This window comes from Vibrio sp. Isolate33, from assembly GCF_022397895.1.
Taxonomy (GTDB): Bacteria; Pseudomonadota; Gammaproteobacteria; order Enterobacterales; family Vibrionaceae; genus Vibrio; species Vibrio pomeroyi.
Window position 1 is genome coordinate 472015 of record NZ_JAKEUP010000002.1, and the last position, 17849, is coordinate 489863.

At 48.1% G+C, this 17849-nt stretch carries 4 protein-coding genes; all 4 read left to right on the forward strand.

Translation table 11 applies throughout. From position 1 onward, the window contains the following. Positions 1-299 precede the first annotated feature (299 nt). From L1D37_RS05440 to pfaD, 4 genes are read left to right on the forward strand one after another with little or no spacing between them, the layout of a single operon-like run. On the forward strand, positions 300-8156 hold the full coding sequence (locus L1D37_RS05440) for a type I polyketide synthase (RefSeq protein WP_239847174.1): 7857 nt from the start codon (positions 300-302) through the stop codon (positions 8154-8156). Beyond that, on the forward strand, positions 8156-10204 hold the full coding sequence (locus tag L1D37_RS05445) for a PfaB family protein (protein WP_176681778.1): 2049 nt from the start codon (positions 8156-8158) through the stop codon (positions 10202-10204). Before L1D37_RS05440 ends, L1D37_RS05445 begins: the two co-directional genes overlap by 1 nt. Next, positions 10201-16164 carry a beta-ketoacyl synthase N-terminal-like domain-containing protein gene (locus L1D37_RS05450; protein WP_239847175.1) on the forward strand — a complete coding sequence of 1988 codons (5964 nt, stop codon included), beginning with the start codon at positions 10201-10203 and terminating at the stop codon, positions 16162-16164. Before L1D37_RS05445 ends, L1D37_RS05450 begins: the two co-directional genes overlap by 4 nt. Before the next feature lie 38 nt (positions 16165-16202). Then, positions 16203-17840 carry an eicosapentaenoate synthase subunit PfaD gene (gene pfaD / locus L1D37_RS05455; RefSeq protein ID WP_239847176.1) on the forward strand — a complete coding sequence of 546 codons (1638 nt, stop codon included), beginning with the start codon at positions 16203-16205 and terminating at the stop codon, positions 17838-17840. Positions 17841-17849: the final 9 nt, after the last annotated feature.

Below are 17849 nucleotides of genomic sequence, written 5' to 3' on the forward strand. Positions count from 1 at the left end.
TTAAACAAATTCACACGTTTTCATTGCGGATAACTGCTTTCCGTTAAGCAGTACTTTGGACAGGATTTAAATGGACATTACCCTCACATTCGAATACCCCCTTCACGCATGAAACACGTTCTCAACGTCTGCAAGTCAATGAACTTCGCACTCCCTATTTCAGTCAGGTGGCCAACTTTCGGCAGCCTTACTCTTCAGCTGCGTTTGCCCAAATCTGTTTCAGATTTATTTTCGATTCAATTAAAAGCGCAGCCTCAAAACACGACATCGCCCTCAGTGATTTCAAGTGGAGACTCATAATGAGCCAACCCGAAAAAAATACACCGGAATCAGTCGACGACACTCGACTTAATAAACGTCTTAAAGACATGCCTATTGCTATCGTTGGTATGGCAAGCATGTTTGCGAACTCTCGCTACTTAAACAAGTTCTGGGATTTGATCAGCGAAAAGATCGATGCAATTACCGAAGTGCCTGATACGCACTGGCGTCCAGAAGATTACTACGATTCAGATCGTACAACGCCAGACAAGTCTTACTGTAAGCGCGGTGGTTTCATCCCAGAAGTTGACTTCAACCCAATGGAGTTCGGCCTTCCGCCAAATATCCTAGAACTGACAGATACGTCACAACTGCTTTCTCTGATTGTGGCAAAGGAAGTACTTGAAGATGCCAAGCTGCCTGAAGGCTACGATCGCGATAAGATCGGTATTACGCTCGGTGTTGGTGGTGGTCAGAAGATCGCTCAAAGCCTGAATGCTCGTCTGCAATACCCTGTTTTGAAAAAAGTCTTCAAGAGCAGTGGCATCAACGACGAAGACAGCGAAATGCTGATCAAAAAATTCCAAGACCAATACATCCACTGGGAAGAGAACTCATTCCCGGGTTCATTGGGTAACGTAATTTCAGGTCGTATTGCTAACCGCTTTGACCTTGGTGGCATCAACTGTGTAGTAGACGCTGCTTGTGCAGGTTCTCTAGCTGCAATGCGCATGGCTCTTAGTGAGCTAGTTGAAGGCCGCAGTGAAATGATGATCACAGGTGGTGTGTGTACTGATAACTCGCCAACCATGTACATGAGCTTCTCTAAAACACCTGCGTTTACCACCAATGAAACCATTCAACCTTTCGACATCGACTCAAAAGGCATGATGATTGGTGAAGGCATCGGCATGGTTGCTCTTAAGCGTCTTGAAGATGCTGAGCGCGATGGCGATAGAATCTACTCAGTGATTAAAGGTGTCGGTTCTTCTTCGGACGGTAAGTTCAAGAGTATCTACGCGCCTCGCCCTGAAGGACAAGCAAAAGCACTAAAACGCGCTTACGATGATGCTGGTTTCGCACCGCACACGCTTGGCTTACTAGAAGCACACGGCACTGGAACAGCAGCAGGCGATGTTGCCGAATTTGGTGGCTTAAACTCGGTATTCAGTGAGAACAATGAAGAGAAGCAACACATTGCGTTAGGCTCTGTGAAATCTCAAATTGGTCACACCAAATCAACCGCGGGTACTGCAGGTTTAATCAAAGCTGCATTAGCACTGCACCACAAAGTACTGCCGCCAACGATCAACGTGTCGAGCCCGAATCCTAAACTGGACATCGAGAACTCACCATTCTACCTCAACACACAAACGCGTCCTTGGATGCAACGTGTCGACGGCACACCACGCCGTGCAGGTATCAGCTCATTTGGTTTTGGTGGTACGAACTTCCACGTTGTTTTGGAAGAGTACACGCCAGAGCACGCTCGCGGTGACAAATACCGTCAGCGCCAAGTGCCGCAAACTCTATTATTCAGCGCAGAATCTCGCCAAGCATTGATCAACGAGCTAAAGCAGGTTTCTATTCAAACGGCAGATGTTGCGTTCAAACTGGAAGCACTTGCTAAGCAACACGCTCTACGTGAAGTTAACGCTAAACATGCTCGTCTTGGTTTAGTCGTAACTGACCAAGCAGACCTTCAAGCGCAACTGACTCAAGCGGTTTCTATGCTTGAGAGCCAAACCAAAACACATTGGCAGATGCCAAACGGTACTAGCTACCGTGAGTCAGCACTGATTGTTGAAAACGGTGCAGGTAAAGTAGCAGCGCTATTTGCAGGTCAAGGTTCGCAGTATCTAAACATGGGTCGCGAGCTTGCTTGTCATTACCCTGAAATGCGCCAACAGCTTGCTCAAGCGGATCAAGTATTTGGTCAGCACAAGAAAACGGCTCTGTCGCAAATTCTGTTCCCAATTCCAACTTTCACACCAGAAGCAACCAAAGCTCAAGAAGCTGTATTAACCAACACGGCCAATGCGCAAAGTGCGATTGGTACTGTGTCTATGGGTCAGTTCGACATCATGACTCAAGCTGGCTTCAAAGCAGACATGGTTGCAGGTCACAGCTTTGGTGAGTTAAGTGCACTATGTGCATCGGGTGTTATCTCCCAAGACGATTACTACCAGCTAGCTTTCGCTCGTGGCGATGCGATGGCAGCGACACCTGAACAAGGCGACAGCGGTACTATGTTTGCGGTCATCCTAGACGCAGACAAACTTCCAGCCGTTGAAAGCTGCATCAGCCAATTCGAAGGTGTGAGCATTGCCAACTACAACGCTCCAACTCAACTGGTTATTGCAGGCCCAACAGCGACGGTTCAACAAGCAGCGCAAGCGCTAACAGAACAAGGCTTTAAAGCGATTGCTCTGCCTGTTTCTGGTGCTTTCCACACACCGCTTGTTGCTCACGCTCAAAAACCATTTGCTGCTGCAATTGATAAAGCTTCATTCAGCGCTCCAACGCTGCCGCTTTACTCAAACGCAACAGGCAAACTGCACAGCAAAGACGCGAAAGCGATCAAGAAAGCATTCAAACAGCACATGCTGCAATCGGTTCGTTTCAGTGAGCAAATTGAAGCGATGTATGAAGCAGGCGCGCGCGTATTTGTTGAGTTCGGTCCTAAAAACATTCTTCAAAAGCTGGTTGAGAAAACATTGGCTGATAAGAACGAAGAACTGTACGCAATCAGCATCAATCCAAGCCCTAAAGGCGACAGTGACCAACAGCTTCGTTTAGCTGCGGTTCAACTGTGTGTGGCGGGTGTTTCATTAGACAACATTGACCCTTACCAAGCTGACATTGCTGAACCTGCAAAGGCATCACCAATGAACATCAAGCTGAATGCAACCAACTACATCAGCCCAGCTACTCGTAAGAAAATGGATCAATCATTGGCTTCGGGCAACGTCACCGAAAAGACTGAGATTGTTGAAGTGAAAGTTGAAGTCGAGAAAATCGTGGAAAAAGAAGTGATTAAAACAGAAATTGTTGAAGTACCTGTGGCTGCTCCTCAAGCTTCAAATGTACAACAGTCAGTTGCTCCAGCACCAAGTGCACAAGTGGCAACAGCAGCTCCGCAATCACAAGTGGTTCAAACTGCCCTAGCGACTAGTCAGCCAACAGCTCCAGTAACGGTAGATGAGTCTTCATTGCAGTCGTTCTTCAATGCTCAACAACAAGCAGCAGAAGTACATCAGCAATTCTTGGCGATTCCTCAGCAATACGGTGACACGTTCAACACCCTAATGTCTGAGCAAGCGAAAATGGCAACAGCAGGCGTAGCAATTCCTGAGAACCTACAACGTTCTATGGAGATGTTCCATCAGCACCAAGCTGAGACGCTAAAAGCTCACGCTCATTACCTAGAGATGCAAGCGCACAGCAACAGCTCAGCACTTAATATGCTGACGCAAGGTTCAGTACAAACCGCACAACCAACCTTCGTTGCGCCAGTAAATGCTCAGCCAGCGATTCAAGCTCCAGCTACTCAAACTGCTCCAGCAGCTATCGTCCAACAGCCTGTAGCTCAAGTACAAGCGACTCCTGTACAAGCTGCACAAACTCCAGCAGCAGTAACTCAACAAGCTCCGGTACAAAAAGCCGTTCCTGCACCACAAGTAGCGGCTCAAGCGGCAGCGCCTGTTGCAGCTCAACCTGTGCCAGTTAAAGCGCAACCGGCTCCTGTGGCTGCACCAGTAGCAGTACAATCAGCAGATGCTGAAAAAGTGATGCTGGAAGTGGTCGCTGAGAAAACCGGTTACCCAACAGAAATGCTTGATCTAGAAATGGACATGGAAGCAGACCTTGGTATCGACTCAATCAAGCGCGTAGAGATTCTTGGTACCGTTCAAGACGAAATGCCAAACCTACCTGAGCTGAACCCTGAAGATTTAGCTGAGTGTCGTACTCTTGGTGAAATCGTTACTTACATGAACAGCAAGATGCCAGCATCAGCGCCTGTGGCAGCACAGCCAAGCGCAACCGCTCCAGTTCAAGCCGCTAACGGTCTCGATGCGAAAGTCGTTCAACAAACCATGCTAGAAGTGGTTGCTGAGAAGACAGGTTACCCAACGGAAATGCTTGATCTAGAAATGGACATGGAAGCAGACCTTGGTATCGACTCAATCAAACGTGTTGAGATTCTTGGTACAGTTCAAGATGAACTGCCTACTCTCCCAGAGCTAAACCCTGAAGACTTAGCTGAGTGTCGTACTCTTGGCGAAATCGTTGGCTACATGAACAGCAAACTTCCAGCTTCTGCTTCCGTGTCTTCACAAGCACCAGCAGTAGTTGCTCCGACAGCATCTAACAACGGACTAGATGCTGCTAGCGGTTTGGATTCAGAAACAGTCCAGAAAACCATGTTAGAAGTGGTCGCAGAGAAGACGGGCTACCCGACTGAAATGCTAGACCTAGCAATGGACATGGAAGCTGATCTTGGTATCGACTCAATCAAGCGTGTTGAAATCCTAGGTACGGTTCAAGATGAGCTACCGACTCTTCCAGAGCTAAACCCTGAAGACCTCGCTGAGTGTCGTACTCTAGGCGAAATTGTTGCCTACATGAACAGCAAGCTTCCGGTTTCTGCTCCAGTAGCGGCTCAAGTATCTGCACCAGTACAAGCAGTATCAAACGGTTTAAACGCAGAGCAAGTTCAAAGCACAATGCTGAGCGTAGTAGCCGATAAAACAGGCTACCCAACAGAGATGCTCGACCTAGCAATGGACATGGAAGCAGACCTTGGCATCGATTCAATCAAACGTGTTGAGATCCTTGGTACGGTTCAAGACCAGCTACCAACATTGCCAGAGCTGAATCCTGAAGACCTGGCTGAGTGTCGTACTCTGGGTGAAATCGTTGACTACATGAATAGTAAGCTAGGCGCTACTGCTACTACGAGTACAGAAGTCGCTGCAGCAACTGTAGAAAGCGCGAGCAACGACCTAAACCCTGATCATGTTCAATCAACAATGATGGAAGTGGTTGCCGACAAAACAGGCTACCCAGCAGAAATGCTCGATCTAGCAATGGACATGGAAGCAGACCTTGGTATCGACTCAATCAAACGTGTTGAGATCCTTGGTACGGTTCAAGACCAACTACCAACGCTGCCAGAGCTAAATCCTGAAGACTTAGCTGAGTGTCGTACGCTTGGTGAAATCGTTACCTACATGCAAAGCAAGCTATCCGCGGCTGCACCCGTAGCGACTGCTAAAGCTGAATCAGTAACGCCTATCGCAGAAACAGCGACAGCGGAACTTCCTCCACACAATGAGGTGGCGCTAAAAAAGCTACCAGCGGCAGATAAACTCGTCGATTGTTTCTCAAAAGACGCTTGTGTCGTGATCACAGATGATGGTCACAACGCCGGTGTTCTAGCAGAAAAGTTGACCGCTAACGGCATTCAAGTTGCTGTAGTGCGTAGTGCTCTTTCTGCCGCGTCACCCTTAAACAGTGAAATCGCAAGCTACACACTCAACAGCGTCGATGATGCTGGTGTGACTGCGGTTATTAACGACATCGAAGCAGACCTTAAAACGTCGAACAAAGTGATTGCTGGCTTCATTCATTTACAAGCTATCGTTGATGCGAAACAAAGCAACGAGCAAGCGGTTAACTTGAATGCAGACTCAAGAGCTTCACTAACCACAGCGTTCTTATTCGCGAAGCACCTAAATGGTCAGCTGAATACCGTTTCTGGTCGCAGCGTGTTCTTCACACTAAGCCGTATCGATGGTGGCTTTGGTTACCTAGATACTAAGCAATTAGCGAACGCGGAACTTAACCAAGCAGCACTGTCTGGTCTCACTAAGACACTGAGCCATGAATGGTCAAACGTGTTCTGCCGTGCATTGGATGCTGACGCTTCTATTGATGCTCGTCACCTAGCTGAAGCTATCACAAGCGAACTGTTCGATATCGATACCAACACGGTTGAAATCGGCCTTAGCCATGCAGAAAACGGTGAATCTGGTCGTGCAACATTGATTGCTGCAACACCAGGTGCTGCACAAACGAAGAACACAGGCGCTCAACTCACCAAGAGCGACAAAGTTCTGGTAACAGGCGGCGCTAAAGGCGTGACGTTTGAATGTGCACTGACGCTTGCTAAGCAATGTAAGTCTCACTTCATTCTTGCAGGTCGTAGTAAGCATATTACTTCAGCTGAGCTACCTCAGTGGGCACAAGGCAAGCAAGAGAAAGAGCTTAAACCAGCGGCTATTGCTCACCTACAAGCAACAGGTGACAAACCAACGCCGAAGAAAGTTGATGCCTTGCTAAAACCTGTATTGAGCAGCTTTGAAATCAACGCAGCACTTGCCGCTTTCAACGAGATTGGCGCAAGCGCTGAGTACCTAAGCCTAGATGTGTCGAACCATGAGTCAGTAGCGAAAACGCTGGCGAATTTCGACGGTATCACGGGGCTTATCCACGGCGCAGGCGTACTGGCTGACAAACACATTCAAGACAAAACACTTGATGAACTGAACATGGTTTACGGCACCAAAGTGGGCGGACTAGAAGCGGTTCTTGGTGGTCTTGATAGCAGCAAGCTAAAACTGATTGCGATGTTCTCTTCGGCGGCGGGTTTCTACGGAAACACAGGCCAAAGTGATTACTCGATGTCTAACGAGATCCTAAACAAAGCGGCTCTGCAACTATCTGCTCGTAACCCTCAAGCGAAAGTGATGAGCTTCAACTGGGGACCTTGGGACGGTGGCATGGTCAACGCAGCACTGAAACGTATGTTCACAGAGCGCGGCGTGTACGTAATTCCTCTTCAGGCAGGTGCAGAGCTGTTTAGTTCTCAACTACTGAACGAAACTGGCATTCAACTGCTGGTTGGTACGAGCATGCAAGGTTCTGACAACAAGGAAGCTGCTGTAAAAAAGCTTAATGCGGAGTCTGTGCATCTTGCAAAGAGTCCGCTGAATACAAGCATCACTGTGACACGTCATCTTGATCCTAAGGCATTGCCTTTCATTCAAGATCACTGCATTGCCGGTAATCCAGTGTTACCGACAGTGTGTGCCATCCAATGGATGCGTGAAGTGGCAGAGCAACTGTTAGGGGTGAACGTTAGCGTTCACAACTACAAACTGCTTAAGGGTGTGATTTTTGATACTGATGAAGTGCAAGAGCTAAAACTGGTTCTTTCTTCTGACGCTAAATCAAAAGAGCAGCTAAAAGCAGTGATCGGTTGCCAAGGGCGACCACAGTATCAAGCTCAGTTGCAAGTTGCCTCTGTGCAAGAGTCTGAAGATGTTCAACAAGCGTCAGAAAAGCGCTTTGAAGCCAACACTTCAGCACCTGTAACAACGGCACAAGCTCTATACAGTGACGGCACTCTGTTTCACGGACCAAGACTGCAAGGTATTACCTCAGTTGAACGCTTTGACGACTTAGGCTTACTGGCTCAGTGCCAATTGCCTCAGATTGAAAACAGCGACTGCGGATCATTTATTCCTAAGCAAGGTTTTGGCGATAGTCAGCCATTTGCTGAAGATTATCTGTTGCAAGCAATGCTGGTATGGGCTCGATTGAAATACGGCGCGGCAAGCCTACCGTCTGCAATCGGTGAGTTTGTTTGTTACGCACCGATGCACAATGGTGACCAAGGTTGGCTAGAGCTGAGCGTGATAAAAAGCACGGCTCGTTCGCTGCAAGCTGATATCTCGCTTTACCACCAAGATGGTCGTTTAAGTGCGGTAATGAAAGGTGCAAAAGTCACCATCAGCAAGAGCTTAAACGACGCATTTTTGCCGAAGTCTAGCTCAACAGGTTCGAAGAAAGAGTCTAATAAGAACGCAGAAAAGGAGCAATTGTCATAGTGACTGTTCCTACTAATAAAGCGATGCCATTACGCATCGCTCTTTTAGCTCAGCCAGCAAACGCGGCTGAGCTTTCTGCCGACTTATCATCTTCGCTTCCTGAGATGATGACAGTTGTGGTTGGTGGCAATTTTAATCAAGCACTTACTCAAGCGATTGAGGCTGTCAGTCAAGATAGTGCTGTTAAGCTTTGTTTGGATTCTCACTCTCCATCATTGGTGATGTTGAGCGCGCTGACCGCGGCTCAAAGCAAGATTCATCCACACGCTTATCTAGCGGGCTTTGTAGATACAGTTACCGAAGATAGCGTTCAGCTTGCTCTGGAAATTGCACGCCGCCCAGCTTCAGACTTAAGCCATCAACAACAATATTCTGCACTTTCTGCTTCGCAGCAGTTTGATGAATTGTTGAATATGGTGAATGCGATATCGAGCCGTTCATTGCCGAGCCATTCATTAGCTAATAATTACTGGTTCACTGAGCCGAACAAAGCACGTGTTGCTTCATTGACCTTTAATGACGATAGCCAAAAAGCCACCAGCCTGATATTGACTCAAGCAACCGGTTTGCAAGAACCAAAGCCACTGCTATCGAGCGATCGTTTGATGTTCGTGGTTTCTGGCAATGGCCAAGCTGAATTGTTTTCTCAGCTAACCTACTTGAGAGAAGAGCTTAAATGCATTAGCGATTCAGCGGACAGCGAAATTGCTATCGCAACCTTAATGCATTCAAACCTAAGTCACTTCCAAAACGTTCAGCACAATGCTGGCCTTAACGCGAACATCGTGATTCAGGCGGCTTCAATTGAGGCTGCAATACAAGAGATCACAGCGCTAGAAAATGCGTTGCCAAAAGTAATGGCTGACAATAGCCACTACAAAACGCCAGCAGGCAGTTGTTTCTCACCGATGCCTCAAAGCAAAGGTGGCGTTGCATTTGTTTACCCTGGTGTTGGCACGGTTTATCCCGGCATGTTGCGCGAGTTTCATCAATATTTCCCACAGTTATTTGCTCGTTTAGAGCGCGAAGGTAACTTGAAAGAGATGCTGCAGGCTGATAAAACCTACGCTGAAGACTCGCAAGAAATGTCTCTTAGTGAGTTGGCAATTGCCGGTGTCGGCAGTAGTTATCTGTTAACACAACTGTTATGTGATGAATTCAAAGTGCAGCCAGATTTCGCCTTGGGTTACTCCAAGGGTGAAGCCTCCATGTGGGCGAGCTTGAATGTTTGGAAAAACCCACATGCGCTGATTGAGATGACTCAAACCAGTCCGATCTTCACCACGGCTATTTCTGGCGAACTCACCGCAGTGCGTCAAGATTGGCAGCTGAACATCGACGAAAGCATCCAATGGAATAGCTTTGTGGTTCGCAGTGATACACAAGCAATTGAGGCTCTGTTACCTGAGTTTCCACGTGCTTATCTCGCTATCATCCAAGGTGACACCTGCGTACTGGCTGGCTGTGAAAGCACATGTCGTGCTCTGCTCAAAAAACTGGGTAAGCGTGGCATTGCCGCGAACCGTGTTACTGCAATGCACACCACACCAGCGTTAAGCCAGCATAACCAAGTGCGAGAGTTTTACACGCAACCACTGTTCGACGAGTTGCCAAAGCATATCCGCTTTATCAGCGCAGCAGGTCTACCGACTGGTGCACCAATCAATATCGACAGCGACAGCATCGCCCTTTCGATTGCCGACACCTTCTGTTCAACGTTAGATTTCACCGCGTTGATCCAAAGTGCGCGTCAGCAAGGTGCTCGCTTGTTTATTGAAGTGGGTGCCGATCGTCAAACCAGCACATTGATCGACAAGATCAACCGCAGCGACAACGTAGTAGACCAGTACTGCACAATCGCTTCCAATGCCAAAGGCGGTGACGATGTTGTCACGCTCATCAAGTGCATTGGTCAGCTCATTACTCATCAAATCCCACTGTCTGTCGAGCCACTTCTTCAAGGGCTAGAACAACATATCACCACCGCTAAGCAATTAAGTGGTGTGTCTCATGGCAGCGCAGTGAATCATCAAGGAGAGCTAGTATGAGTTCTCAATATCAGGCTCAGAATAAGCAGCAAGTGAAGTGCAATAAGATCGCGATTGTCGGTATTGCCAACCAATACCCGGAAGCTGATACGCCAAAAGATTTTTGGCAAAACTTGCTGAACAAAAAAGATTCTCGAACCACATTAAGCGCTGAAAAGTTAGGTGCTAAGCCTGAAAGCTATCAGGGTATGCAAGGTGAATCAGACCGCTTTTACTGTGATAAAGGCGGCTACATCGAAAATTTCAATTTCGATAGCAATGGCTACCGCTTAACAGCAGAGTCGTTCAACGGTGTTGACCAGAGTTTCCTTTGGGCGTTAGATACCAGTCGTAAGGCGTTAGTCGACGCAGGCATTGATCTGAATGCCGATGTTTTAGAGCGTACAGGCGTGATCATGGGTGCCCTTTCGTTCCCAACAACACGTTCGAACGATCTGTTTCTGCCGATGTATCACTCGGTGGTCGAAAAGGCACTACAAGCTAAATTGGCTAATGACCAGTTTTCACTGCTACCAACCAATGAAACTGCTCATGACCTCAACCCGATCAACGGTGCTGCAGCACATAACGCCTCTAAATTAGTGGCTGATGCGCTAGGTTTAGGCAACGTGCAACTTAGCCTAGATGCGGCATGTGCAAGTTCAGTGTATTCATTGAAGTTAGCATGTGATTACCTGAACACGGGCAAAGCCGACATGATGTTGGCAGGCGCAGTATCCGGTGCTGACCCATTCTTCATCAACATGGGTTTCTCAATCTTCCACGCTTACCCAGACCACGGAGTTTCGGTTCCGTTTGATAGCAACAGTAAAGGTCTGTTTGCTGGCGAAGGTGCTGGTGTTTTAGTGCTAAAACGCTTAGCTGATGCAGAGCGTGATGGCGACAACATTTATGCGGTAGTGAGCGGCATTGGCTTATCGAACGATGGTCGTGGCCAGTTCGTATTAAGCCCAAACAGCAAAGGACAAGTACAAGCCTTTGAGCGCGCTTATGAAGCTTCAAACCTAACACCAGACAGCATTGAAGTGATTGAGTGTCACGCAACCGGCACGCCACTAGGTGACAAGGTTGAGTTAACCTCAATGGAGCGATTCTTTACTGAGAAATTGAATGGTTCTAACCCGCCATTGATTGGCTCTGCGAAGTCAAACCTCGGTCACTTACTGACGGCAGCAGGTATGCCAGGGATCATGAAGATGATCTTTGCGATGAAAGAAGGCGTGCTGCCGCCAAGTATTAACTTGGACAAGCCACTATCGTCGCCAGAAGGTTTATTTGGCTCACAGACCCTACCAACACAAGTGCAACCTTGGCCAAGTAAAGCAGGTAACTCAGAGCGCTGCGCGGGTGTTTCTGTATTTGGTTTCGGTGGTTGTAACGCTCACTTACTACTTGAAGCGTATTCTGACACCAGTCATGCAAATCAGACTCTAGAGTCAGCTTCTCCAAGTCTACAATCGCCTAATTTAAGCATTACCGGCCTCGCATCGCACTTCGGTTCTCTGCAAAGCATCAATGCGCTAAGCACTGCGATTGAAACCAACAACGATGCTTTCATTGCTTTGCCTAAAAAACGCTGGAAAGGCTTAGACCAACATCCAGAACTACTGAATCAGTTTGGTTTACACGGCATTCCGAACGGAGCTTACATCGATCAATTCGATCTCGACTTCCTACGTTTTAAAGTGCCGCCTAATGAAGATGACCGTTTGATCTCTCAGCAGTTGTTATTGATGAAAGTGGCAGACGAAGCGATCAAAGATGCCAAGCTTGTGGCAGGCCAAAAGGTTGCAGTATTAGTTGCGATGGAAACAGAGCTTGAGATGCACCAATTCCGTGGGCGCGTAAACCTGCATAGCCAATTGGCTGACAGCTTTGCCAACATGGGGATTGAGCTGACACAAGACGAATACCAATCGCTAGAAACCATTGCGATGGACAGTGTGATGGACGCAGCCAAGCTGAACCAATATACCAGTTTCATCGGCAATATCATGGCTTCACGTATCTCTTCATTGTGGGACTTTAACGGCCCTGCCTTTACGATTTCAGCCGCTGAACAGTCGGTTGCTCGTTGTATCGATGTCGCGCAAAACCTCATGTCGCAAGAATCAATGGATGCCGTGGTAATTGCAGCCGTTGACCTTAGTGGCAGTGCAGAACATGTGATTCTGAAGAACAGTGTGAGCCCAGTGTCGCTTGCTCCAAAATTCGGACAGCCGCAAGACGGCAGTTGGAATGTGGGCGAAGGCGCGGGTGCAATCGTTCTTGTTGAAGAGAATCAAGTAACAAGCAACCAAGATACAGCTTACGGTAGCATCAATGCATTGGCCTTTGGTGCAAGCGAGCGTAACAACGCCGTTACCGATGAATTGCTGACTCAAGTCGGTATGAGCTCGAACGATGTTTCTCTGCTTGAACTTAACCACGCACCTGAGTCTTCATCTCATCAGTCTTCGTCTCTAAGTTTAGGGAACACAAAGACGACTCAAGCAAGCCAACGTGTTGGTCACTGCTCTGCAGCTTCTGGCATGGCGAGCCTGTTACATGGTCTGCTCAACCTGAACCTTGCACCTCTGAATCCAAGCATCAGCTCTAAGAACGCGATTGTTGCCAACATCAGCGAAGGACAATGTTCACAGCTGCTACTAAGCCAGTCGACTGTTGAATCTCAATCACTTTCCGTACGTTTAAGCAGTGAACTGGCGAGTGATGCTAAGCGTCAATTGGTTAAGCAAGTGACTCTCGGTGGTCGCGATATTTATCAACACATCGCAGAGACACCAATCGCTGACCTAACGCACATTCAACAAAAAGCTTCTGGTAAACAAGCGACACGAATCGTTTCTGTCCCGACGACTGCACATATTCAAGCAACCATTGCGCCAAAAGAGTTAGAGAAGAAAGCATTAGCGCAAAACGCGCTAGAGCCAGTCATCGAAACTCCTACATCAGTATCCCCTACTCTGGCGCCAGCTCGCCACAGTCAGCTAACAGGTAACCACAGCAATATGACTCATGTCCTATCCGCTAAAAATGGCGTATCAAACATCAACGCTAATACGGATGCAGTATCACAGCCATCTGTAACACCACACAACCAAGCCTTTGCTCAAAACCAGCAGGCGGCGCAGCAAGTTCACAAAGCCTTTTTACAAACACGTGCACAAGGTCTGCAGATTGCCGATGCTCTATTAAAAGCACAACTAAACGCCGTTACGTCTGGTTTAGATAGCTCAGCCGCTTCTCAACAAACGAATGGCCAACAAACGACTAGTCAGCAAACGACTGGTCAGCCTGTACAAGCTCAACCGGCTCAGGTTCAGTCAACGCCAGTCAACGTACTTGCGACGCCAGCACCTGTAAAACCTGTCCGTAAGCCGTGTATCTGGGATTACGATGATCTGGTTGAGTACGCGGAAGGTGATATTGCGAACGTGTTTGGCCCTGACTACGCGATCATCGATAGCTACTCGCGCCGTGTTCGCTTGCCAACCACTGATTACCTATTGGTATCTCGCGTTACTAAGCTCAACGCGACAGTGAACGAATACAAGCCAAGCACCATGACCACAGAATACGACATCCCTGTTGATGCGCCGTATCTTGTCGATGGTCAGATCCCTTGGGCTGTTGCAGTTGAATCTGGTCAGTGTGACCTAATGTTGATCAGCTACTTAGGCATTGATTTCGAAAACAAAGGCGAGCGTGTTTATCGCCTACTTGATTGTACGCTGACCTTCCTTGGCGACTTGCCTCGTGGTGGAGATACGCTGCGTTACGATATCTCAATCAACAGCTTTGCTCGCAATGGCGACACGTTGCTGTTCTTCTTCTCGTACGAATGTTTCGTTGGCAACAAGATGATCCTGAAAATGGACAACGGTTGTGCGGGCTTCTTCACTGATGAAGAGCTAGCAGACGGCAAAGGTGTGATTCACACTGAAGATGAAATCAAGGCTCGTAAGCTTGCGATTAAGCAACGCTTCGACCCTATGCTACACTGCCCTAAAACCCAGTTTAACCACCAAGAACTGCGCCACCTACTAACTGCAAACATTGCAGAGTGTTTCGGCCCGACTCACCAATCTGATCGCCACCAGCCTTCTCTATGCTTCAGCTCAGAGAAGTTCATGATGATCGAAAAGGTCAGCCGTGTTGAACCGCAAGGCGGCACATGGGGACTTGGTCTGATTGAAGGTCATAAACAACTAGAGCCTGAGCACTGGTACTTCCCTTGTCACTTTAAAGATGACTCAGTAATGGCTGGCTCTTTGATGGCTGAAGGTTGTGGTCAACTGCTGCAATTCTTCATGATGCACCTTGGCATGCACACGCTTGTTCAAAATGGTCGTTTCCAACCGCTTGAAAACGCGCCTCAACAAGTACGCTGTCGTGGTCAAGTTCTACCACAATCGGCAGAACTGACTTACCGCATGGAAGTGACCGAGATTGGTCTAAGCCCTCGCCCATACGCGAAAGCTAACATCGATATTTTGCTCAACGGCAAAGTGATTGTTGATTTCCAAAACTTGGGTGTGATGATCAAAGAAGACGACGAATGTACTCGTTACCTGCCTTCTTTAGAAACGGCTGTTGCGACCCCTGTTATCGAAAACTTGGGCCATACACCAGCAGTGAATCAACAAGCTTCAGCGAATGCACCACTGATGGCGCAAATTGAAGACCTAAAAACTGCGCCAAACAAAGGCGTGATTCCTCTTCAACACGTTGAAGCTCCGGTGACTCCAGATTACCCGAACCGCACACCCGATACGGTTCCATTTACGCCATACCACATGTTCGAGTTCGCGACTGGCGATATCGAAAAATGTTTCGGCCCTGATTTCTCTATCTACCGTGGAATGATTCCACCACGTACTCCGTGTGGCGACTTACAGTTAACCACTCGTGTCGTTGAAATCGACGGTAAGCGTGGCGACTTCAAGAAACCTTCATCGTGTATTGCAGAATACGAAGTGCCAGAAAACGCATGGTACTTTGATGAAAACAGTCACCATACCTTGATGCCTTATTCGGTATTGATGGAGATTTCGCTGCAGCCAAACGGCTTCATCTCTGGCTACATGGGCACCACATTGGGCTTTCCAGGTGAAGAACTGTTTTTCCGTAACCTAGACGGCAGCGGCAAAATGCTGCGTAACGTCGATTTACGTGGCAAAACCATCACCAACGATTCTCGCCTGCTTTCAACCGTAATGATGGGCACCAACATCGTACAGAGCTTCAGCTTTGAACTGAGCACTGACGGCGTGCCGTTCTATGAAGGTACAGCGGTATTTGGTTACTTCAAAGGCGCTGCACTGAAAGACCAACTAGGTTTGGACAACGGTAAGGTGACTCACCCTTGGCACGTTGATAACAACCGCACGCCGGATGTAAACATCAACCTGCTAGACAAAACGACGCGTTACTTCAATGCTCCTGTCTCGTCTACTGGTGAGGTACAAGAGCACTACAAACTAGCTGGTGGTCGTTTGAACTTTATCGATACCGTGCAGATCACTAGCGACGGTGGTAAAGACGGCCTTGGTTACCTATATGCAGAGCGTACGATTGACCCAAGCGATTGGTTCTTCCAGTTCCACTTCCATCAAGATCCAGTAATGCCAGGTTCTCTAGGTGTCGAAGCGATCATCGAACTGATGCAAACCTACGCACTAAACAAAGATCTTGGCGCAGGCTTCCGTAATCCGAAATTCGGTCAAATCCAATCTGAGGTGAAATGGAAATACCGTGGTCAGATTAACCCTCTGAACAAACAGATGTCTCTGGATGTACATATCACTGCGGTTAAAGACGAAGACGGTAAGCGCATCATCGTTGGCGACGCAAACCTGAGCAAAGATGGCCTGCGTATTTACGAAGTGAAAGACATCGCGATTTGTATCGAAGAAGCCCCTGCTAGCGATAAAGCTTCTGGTATCAAGAAAGCATAAGCCGCCATTAGAGACAAAGAATTAGGAAAGAATTTAGTATGACAACTCAAACTACAATTAATAACGAAAAGCTATCTCCGTGGCCTTGGCAGATTGAAGAAAACACCACTCACTTTGATAGCGCGGCAATGTCGACCATCTTAAAAGACTTGAGCCTTGCTTGTTACGTAGTGAACCACCCAGAAAAAGGCTTAGGCGTAAGTCAACAAGCTGAGATTGCATCGGGTGATTCAGCAAGTGCCGCAAACAGCCAACCTGTTAGCGCATTTGCTCCGGCACTAGGCACACAAAGCTTAGGCGACGAAGAGTTTCGTCGCTGCCATGGCGTAAAATACGCGTACTACGCAGGCGCAATGGCCAACGGCATCTCATCTGAAGAGCTTGTGATTGCACTGGGTCAGGCTGGTATTCTTTGTTCATTTGGCGCGGCAGGCTTAATCCCGTCTCGCGTTGAGCAAGCGATCAACCGTATTCAAGCAGCGCTACCAAACGGTCCTTACGCGTTCAACCTGATTCACAGCCCAAGTGAACCAGCACTAGAGCGCGGCAGCGTAGAGCTATTTTTGAAGCACAAAGTGAAAACGGTTGAGGCTTCAGCCTTCTTAGGTTTAACACCGCAAATCGTTCACTATCGTGCTGCTGGCCTTAGCCGTGACGCTAAAGGTGAAATCCAGATTGGCAACAAAGTCATCGCAAAGGTAAGCCGTACTGAAGTCGCAAGTAAGTTCATGCAGCCTGCTCCGGTGAAAATGCTGCAAGCCTTGGTTGATGAAGGTCGAATCACAGCAGAACAGATGGAGCTAGCACAGTTGGTTCCAATGGCAGATGACATTACTGCAGAAGCCGATTCTGGTGGTCACACCGATAACCGTCCTCTGGTTACCCTATTGCCAACGATTCTTGCGTTGAAAGAACAGATTCAAGCTCAGTACCAATTCAAAACACCGCTGCGTGTTGGTTGTGGGGGTGGCGTCGGCACACCTGACGCAGCTCTAGCGACGTTTAACATGGGCGCGGCGTACATTGTTACTGGTTCAATCAACCAAGCGTGTGTTGAGGCTGGCGCGAGCGAACACACACGTAAGCTGCTCTCGACAACTGAAATGGCTGACGTGACTATGGCTCCGGCAGCAGACATGTTCGAAATGGGTGTGAAGCTGCAAGTAGTCAAGCGCGGTACCTTGTTCCCAATGCGTGCAAACAAGCTTTACGAGATCTACACACGTTACGACTCAATTGAAGCGATTCCAGCTGAAGAACGCCAAAAGCTAGAGAAGCAGGTATTCCGTTCAACATTAGATGACATCTGGGCGGGTACTGTGGCGCACTTCAACGAGCGTGACCCTAAACAGATCGAACGCGCTGAAGGCAATCCGAAGCGTAAAATGGCACTGATCTTCCGTTGGTACTTGGGGCTTTCTAGCCGCTGGTCAAACACAGGTGAACAAGGTCGTGAAATGGATTACCAAGTATGGGCAGGCCCTGCACTTGGCGCATTCAACGCATGGGCAAAAGACAGCTACCTAGATGATTACCAACAGCGTAATGCGGTCGATCTAGCTAAGCATTTGATGCACGGTGCGGCTTACTTAGCACGTGTTAACCTGCTAACTTCGCAAGGCATCAAGCTTGACCCAGAGTTAACACGCTGGAAGCCAACTCAAAGAATGGCGTAAATGGGCTGT

What these genes read in the sequence shown, in the direction of transcription:
- L1D37_RS05440 (WP_239847174.1), top strand. Translation starts at nt 300, where the DNA reads ATGAGCCAACCCGAAAAAAATACACCGGAATCAGTCGACGACACTCGA.
- L1D37_RS05450 (WP_239847175.1), top strand. Translation starts at nt 10,201, where the DNA reads ATGAGTTCTCAATATCAGGCTCAGAATAAGCAGCAAGTGAAGTGCAAT.
- pfaD (WP_239847176.1), top strand. Translation starts at nt 16,203, where the DNA reads ATGACAACTCAAACTACAATTAATAACGAAAAGCTATCTCCGTGGCCT.